This is a genomic window from Streptomyces sp. NPDC019531, from assembly GCF_044903305.1.
Lineage (GTDB): Bacteria > Actinomycetota > Actinomycetes > Streptomycetales > Streptomycetaceae > Streptomyces.
In genome coordinates this window covers 1-5923 of sequence record NZ_JBJDQL010000108.1, presented here as the reverse complement: position 1 = coordinate 5923, position 5923 = coordinate 1, and the positions used below count along the sequence as shown (strand labels likewise).

Annotated in this window: 7 protein-coding genes and 1 pseudogene; 7 read left to right on the top strand and 1 reads right to left on the bottom strand. The window is 71.3% G+C overall.

The genetic code is table 11. The features are described 5' to 3' along the window. The coding region (locus ACI2L1_RS44810) for a PP2C family protein-serine/threonine phosphatase (protein ID WP_404745245.1) at nucleotides 1-1026 on the top strand (1026 nt) is incomplete at its 5' end. Nucleotide 1027: 1 nt separating this feature from the next. Here ACI2L1_RS44810 and ACI2L1_RS44805 read toward each other — a convergent pair. Then, nucleotides 1028-1426, bottom strand: coding sequence for an ATP-binding protein (locus ACI2L1_RS44805; RefSeq protein WP_404745244.1), 399 nt, complete (start codon nucleotides 1424-1426; stop codon nucleotides 1028-1030). A gap of 305 nt (nucleotides 1427-1731) precedes the next feature. Here ACI2L1_RS44805 and ACI2L1_RS44800 point away from each other — a divergent pair, with 305 nt between their 5' ends. The 6 genes and pseudogenes from ACI2L1_RS44800 (at nucleotide 1732) to ACI2L1_RS44775 (ending at nucleotide 5922) form a co-directional block, all read left to right on the top strand. Further along, entirely contained in the window at nucleotides 1732-2607 is an 876-nt protein-coding gene (locus tag ACI2L1_RS44800; protein WP_404745243.1) for a helix-turn-helix domain-containing protein, read from the top strand. Beyond that, nucleotides 2604-2855, top strand: a complete 252-nt coding sequence (locus ACI2L1_RS44795; protein WP_404745242.1) for a DUF397 domain-containing protein — start codon at nucleotides 2604-2606, stop codon at nucleotides 2853-2855. Before ACI2L1_RS44800 ends, ACI2L1_RS44795 begins: the two co-directional genes overlap by 4 nt. A gap of 76 nt (nucleotides 2856-2931) precedes the next feature. Next, nucleotides 2932-3749, top strand: a pseudogene (locus ACI2L1_RS44790) (SAM-dependent methyltransferase). A gap of 180 nt (nucleotides 3750-3929) precedes the next feature. Further along, entirely contained in the window at nucleotides 3930-4148 is a 219-nt protein-coding gene (locus tag ACI2L1_RS44785) for a hypothetical protein (RefSeq protein ID WP_404745241.1), read from the top strand. Nucleotides 4149-4200: 52 nt separating this feature from the next. Beyond that, the gene (locus ACI2L1_RS44780) at nucleotides 4201-4941 is read left to right on the top strand and encodes an SDR family NAD(P)-dependent oxidoreductase (RefSeq protein ID WP_404745240.1); all 741 of its coding nucleotides are present in this window, start codon (nucleotides 4201-4203) and stop codon (nucleotides 4939-4941) included. Between the two features lie 279 nt (nucleotides 4942-5220). After that, the gene (locus ACI2L1_RS44775; protein WP_404745239.1) at nucleotides 5221-5922 is read left to right on the top strand and encodes a GNAT family N-acetyltransferase; all 702 of its coding nucleotides are present in this window, start codon (nucleotides 5221-5223) and stop codon (nucleotides 5920-5922) included. The last annotated feature ends 1 nt before the right edge of the window (nucleotide 5923 follow it).

The following is a 5923-nucleotide window of genomic DNA, read 5'->3' as shown; positions in this document are numbered from 1 at the left end:
TACGCCCGCGCCCTGGTCGACGGACACGCGCAGTTGCTCGACTCGGTCGACGACCACACGACCGAGCGGCTCGCCGCGTCCGCCGACGAGGACGCGCGCCTCGGCGAGCTCCTCAAGGCGCAGTCCTTCCTCGTGGTCCCGCTGCGGCTGCGGGGCGGGGCGATCGGCTTCGTCGCCTGCTCCCGCGGACCGGACCGGGGGCCGTTCCTCACCGCGGAGGTCGCGGCCGTCGAGTCGCTGGCCGCGCGGGCCGCGGTCGCCCTGGACAACGCGCGCCGCTACGAGCACGAGCGCCGCACCGCCCTGGCCATCCGCAACAGCCTGCTGCCCGGCACCATCCAGGAGGTCGAGGGCTGCCGCATCGCCCACGGGTCCCTCGCGGCCGGCCAGGGCACGATCATCGGCGGCGACTGGTTCGACGTACTGCGACGGCCGGGCGACCGGGTCAGTCTCATCGTCGGGGACGCCATGGGGCACGGCCCGGAGTCCGCCGTGGCGATGATCCAGCTGCGCACCGCCGTCCGCACCCTGGCGAGCCTCGACATCCCCGCGGTCGATCTCATACGGCGGCTCGACGCGCTCGCCAGCGACACCCCGGGCGCCTCCTTCGCGACCTGCATCTACGCCGAGTGGGACGCCCGGCGCCACACCTGCACCCTCGTGGGCGCCGGCCACCCTCCCCCGCTGCTGCGCGGCCCGGACGGCCGGACCGCGCCGGTCACGCTGGTCGGCGCGGGCCTGCCGCTCGGCCTCGGCGCGGGCGGCTACGAGCCGACCGTGCTGACCGTCGAGGACCCCGCGCTGCTGGTGCTCTACAGCGACGGCATGGTCGAGTCCCGGGACGCCGACATCGACCAGGAGATCGCCCGCCTCGCCCACACCCTGGACAAGGCCGCCACCGAGCCCGCCGACTGCCTGGACCCCCTCCACGAACTGTGCCGACGCCTGCTGCACACCCCCTCCGACCCGGCCGGGGCGGATGACCGGACGCTGCTGTTGGCCCAACTGACGCCCCTGAAGGATTAGTTCAGGCCGTCAGGTTCGCCCATACGGCGTTCCCGCCGGTGAGTCTCGAACGGTCCACCCCCCAGGTGTCCGCGAGTTGCTCCACGAGGAACAGACCGCGGCCGCCCTCGTCGTCGAGGCCCGCCTGGCACCGGCGGAGCGTGGGGCCCGAGTGGTCGTGGTCGTGGACCTCAAGGCGGAGGACTCCGTCGGTCACCAGGCCGATGCCGCACAGGATGCGGGCGCTGAGGGTGTGACACACGGCGTTGGTGGCCAGTTCGGACAGGAGCAGGACCGCGTCGGCGCACAGGTCGCCCGGGAGGCTCCACGACTTGAGCCGGGTGCCGACGGAGCGACGGGCGACCCGGACGCTGGAGCGGTGCGCGGGGAGTTCGATCCAGTGGGTTCGCTCCTGGTCCACGGCGTCTAACAGCTGCGGGGACGAAGTCGTGTGGGGGGACACGGTGTTGGCCTTCCGTGGGGGCGGTGGCGCGGCCGGGCGAGACGCATCGGGGCTAGAGGAGGTGCCAACGCGCCAGAGGGTAGGGGCGATTGGCGACACCGTGCGCGCGTTCGGCGGCACGGTTCACACAAGTAACTATGCTCGCACCCAAGTTCAACCTGCAACCAGCTCCCTGATAATTTCAGAAAGCCGGAATCCGTCTGGTGGCGTCATCAAGCCGCTGTCAGACTCGTGTCGGTGACAGCCCCTCAGGAGGTCGGGACATGAGCGAAGGCCGTACGGGCACCGGTGGCACCAGTGCTCCCACCGTGCTGCGCATGATCCTGGGCCGACGTCTGCAGGAGCGGCGGCAGGGCGCGGGGAAGTCGCTGGAGGACGCGGCCAGGGCCCTGAGGGTCACGTCGCTGACCATCCGCCGCCTGGAGAAGGCCGAGGTAGCCCTCAAGCCGCTCTATGTGGAGAAGCTGCTGGAGACCTACGGGGCGGACCGGCAGGAGATCGACGAGTTCGTGGTGCTCGCCGAGCGGGCCAACGAGCCCGGCTGGTGGCACACGTACCGCGATGTGCTGCCCAACTGGTTCAGCGCCTACGTCAGTCTGGAGGCCGGGGCCAGGACCCTGCGCACCTACGAGCCGCACTACGTCACGGGGTTGCTGCAGACCCACGCGTACGCGCGCGGTGTGCTGCGCGGCGGCTTCCCCAACGAGGCCGACGAGGACCTCACCCGGCGCGTGGACCTGCGGCTGCGCCGTCAGAGTCTGCTGGAGAGACCCGACGCGCCCACGCTGTGGGTGGTGATGGAAGAGGCCGTACTGCATCGGGTGGTGGGCGGCCCCGAGGTCATGCGGGAGCAGATCGAACGGCTCCTGGAGGTCTCGGAGCTGGAGCACGTCAGCGTCGACGTCGTGCCGTTCACCGCCGGTGCCCATGTGGGCGCGTGCGCCCCGTTCACCTACTTCCGCTTCGAGGAACCGGAACTGCCGGACATCGTCTACACCGAGGTCCTCTCCGGCGCGATGTACCTGGATCAGCGGTCGGACGTGTCGGCGCATCTGGAGGCGCACAGCCGCATGTCCTTGCTGACCTCGGACGCGGACAGCAAGGCGCTCCTGAACCGCATGCGCAAGGAGTACTCATGACCAGCACCGACTGTCACGTCTACAACGGGATGCCGGCCACCGACCTCGGCGAGCAGGGCTGGGAGTCCCCGTGGAGCGGTCCCAACGGCGGCCAGTGCGTGCAGACGAAGCTCCTGGCCGACGGCCGGGTGGCGCTGCGGCAGTCGACCGATCCGGCCGGACCCGCGCTGATCTGCACCCCGCAGGAGATCGCCGCGTTCGTCGCGGGCGTCAAGCGGGGCCTCGCCGACCATCTGACGGCCGGCTGAGCCACCGACCCGAGCCGGACCTGCCAAGGCAGCGACCTGCCCGACACCCCCACGCACACCACCTGAAAGGGACAGGATGACCGACTCGCACGCCGCGCGGGAGATCGACACCAGCCGGCCTCACTCCGCCCGGATGTACGACTACTACCTCGGCGGCAAGGATCATTTCGACGTCGACGCGAAGGCGGCCGAGACCGTCGCGGCCACCTACCCCGGCATCTTCACGTGCGCCCGTGAGATCCGCTCCTTCATGCACCGCGCGACCCGTGTCCTCGCGCAGGAGTACGGAGTCCGCCAGTGGCTGGACATCGGCACCGGCATCCCCACCGAGCCGAACCTGCACCAGGTCGCGCAGTCCGTGGCACCCGAGGCACGCGTGGTCTACGCCGACAACGACCCGCTGGTCCTCAAGTACGCCGAGCGCCTGATGCGCAACACGCCCGAGGGCCGCACCGCGTACGTCCAGGGCGACTTCACGACCCGGAGGCGATCCTGGGCTCCCCCGAGCTGGCGAGGACCCTGGACCTGAACCGGCCGGTGGCCCTGTCCCTCAACGCCATCCTGCACTTCGTGCCGGACGACTGGGACCCGTACGGCATCGTCGGCCGCCTCCTGGACGCCCTGCCCTCCGGCAGCGCGCTGGCGGTGAGCCACTGCACGGGCGACTTCGCCCCGGCGCTCTGGGAGAAGCTCGTCGGCATCTATGCCGCCGCGGGCACCCGGGCCCAGGTCCGCAGCCAGGCGGAGGTCGCCCGCTTCTTCAAGGGCCTCGACCTTCTCGACCCGGGCATCTCCTTGACCCACCGCTGGCGTCCCGACGACCCGCAGAGTTCGGATCCGGAGCTCACGGACGCCGAGGTCAGTGCGTGGGCCGGGGTGGGCATCAAGCCGTGACACGAGGGGGCCGTGCGGGAACCGAGTCATCCCGCACGGCCCGCCCGGCCGGAAACGGCCGCTCGACCAGGCGCCGGCCACCACATGCCGAACCGCTCCACTTCGGTGAACCCCGGTTCCGCCGCGAGGCGCGTCGAACTCGCGTTGGCGGTCTGGGTGGCGAGCCCCACCGGCTAGCGCGTGGCCGATGACCTCGCCGTCCTGGTCGGTGGTCACGATGTTGAGGCCGTCGATCCACGAGACGTCGCTGCGCAGGGCGTCGACGAGGTCGGCCTCCAGCGGGGTGTCGAGGGCCGCGAGGTCGATCTCGCGGACGGCGGTGATGTCGGAGCCGGTCTCGGCTCGGGTGATCCAGTCGGTACGCGGGGTCAAGATGCATGCACCTCCGGTGTCGAGTGAGTGACGCTCGGATTTCCCTCCTCATGGCAGGCCCGTGGCAAGATCCACTGCCATGAGCATCGAACAAGGGGGCCGTCCCGTCGCCCTGGTCACCGGGTCCACGTCGGGGATCGGGGAGGCCGTCGTACGGCGGCTGGCGGCTGACGGGATGCGGGTCGTCGTGCACTCGCGGCGCAGTGCGGAGACCGGGCGGGCGCTGGCGGCGGAGCTCGGTGGGGCGTACGTACAGGCCGATCTGGGCGTGGAGGAAGAGGCCCGTGCACTGGTCGAGACCGCACTGGGTCACTTCGGGCGGCTGGACGTGCTGGTCAACAACGCGGGCATCAGCTGGCCCATCCCGCATGCCGACCTGGCGGCGGCGACCCCGGCGGACTGGCGGCAGCTGCTGGAGGTCAACCTCATCGCGCCCTGGGTGCTGTGCACGGCGGCCCTTCCGGCGCTACGTCAGTCCCCCGGGGGCGGCAGCATCGTGAACGTCACCAGCCATGCCGGCGTACGGCCGAAGGGTTCCTCGGTGCCGTACGCGGCGAGCAAGGCCGCACTGAACCATGTGACCCGGCTGCTCGCGGCCGCGCTCGGCCCCGACGTGCGGGTGAACGCGGTGGCGCCGGGCCTGGTGGACACCCCGATGACGAAGGACTGGGCCCAGGCCCACGCACTCTGGCGGGACCGCGCACCCATGCACCGCCCGGCCCAACCCGCCGACGTGGCCGACCTGGTGGCGTCGGTGATCGGCAACGGTTATCTGACGGGCGAGGTGATCGTGCTCGACGGGGGTCTCAACCTGACCTGAGAAAAAGGTCGTTGACGGGGCTTCGCGACCCGGGGGACGACAACGGCTCGCGCGCCGACAGCCGTCACTGTCCACCCCGCGCGCCCACCTCACCCCGTCACATCCGCCGGCATCCGCCATCCCGGCACAGAGTTCGCGTGCAGCACCTCGCCGCCCATGACGACCCGGCTGACGGCGGGGTCATGGCGGGTCTCAACTGACCTGCCCCGATGCGTCGGCCGGGCCCGAGCGGGGATATGGTTCAAGATCTACGAAACGGTTCGAGAAGGGCAGCGCGGAATGACGAGCGCCGGTGCCACAGCCGTACTCGAGGACCCCGTGGGTGAGTCGCTGCGCGGTCGGCATGCGGGGCTCGCCCGGCGTTGCGGTCGGGCGGCGACTTATCTGCCGGACGTGGCGACCTTCTCCTCGGTGTCCCCGGCCCCGGACGCGACGGACTGGGCCGATCTCGGCCGGCTGCTCGGGCCCGGCGCGTTCGCCGACCTGTTCAGTTCCCCGGCCGTGCCGCCCGCGGACTGGGAGCCGGTCTTCGTCCTGGAAGGGCGACAGATGATCTGGGCCGACGGCAGCCCGTCCGGCCAGGTCCGTGGCGCCGTCGACGTGGTCGAACTGGGTGCGGCCGATGTGCCCGACATGCTCGACCTCGCCGCGCGGACCCGGCCGGGGCCGTTCTGGCCGCGCACCCATGAACTCGGTACCTACCTCGGTGTCCGCGACCACGGCAGGCTGGTCGCCATGGCGGGCGAACGGCTCCGGCCGCCGGGGTGGACCGAGATCAGCGCGGTCTGTACGGCCCCCGAGGCGCGCGGGCTGGGCCATGCCGTCCGTCTGGTGGAGGCGCTCACCGCACGCGTCCTCTCCCGGAGCGAACTCCCCTTCCTGCACGTGGCCGAGACGAACACCGCCGCGATCGCGCTGTACGAACGGCTCGGCTTCGAGAGCCGCAAGCAGGTGACCTTCCGCGGGTTCCGCACGCCGTGAC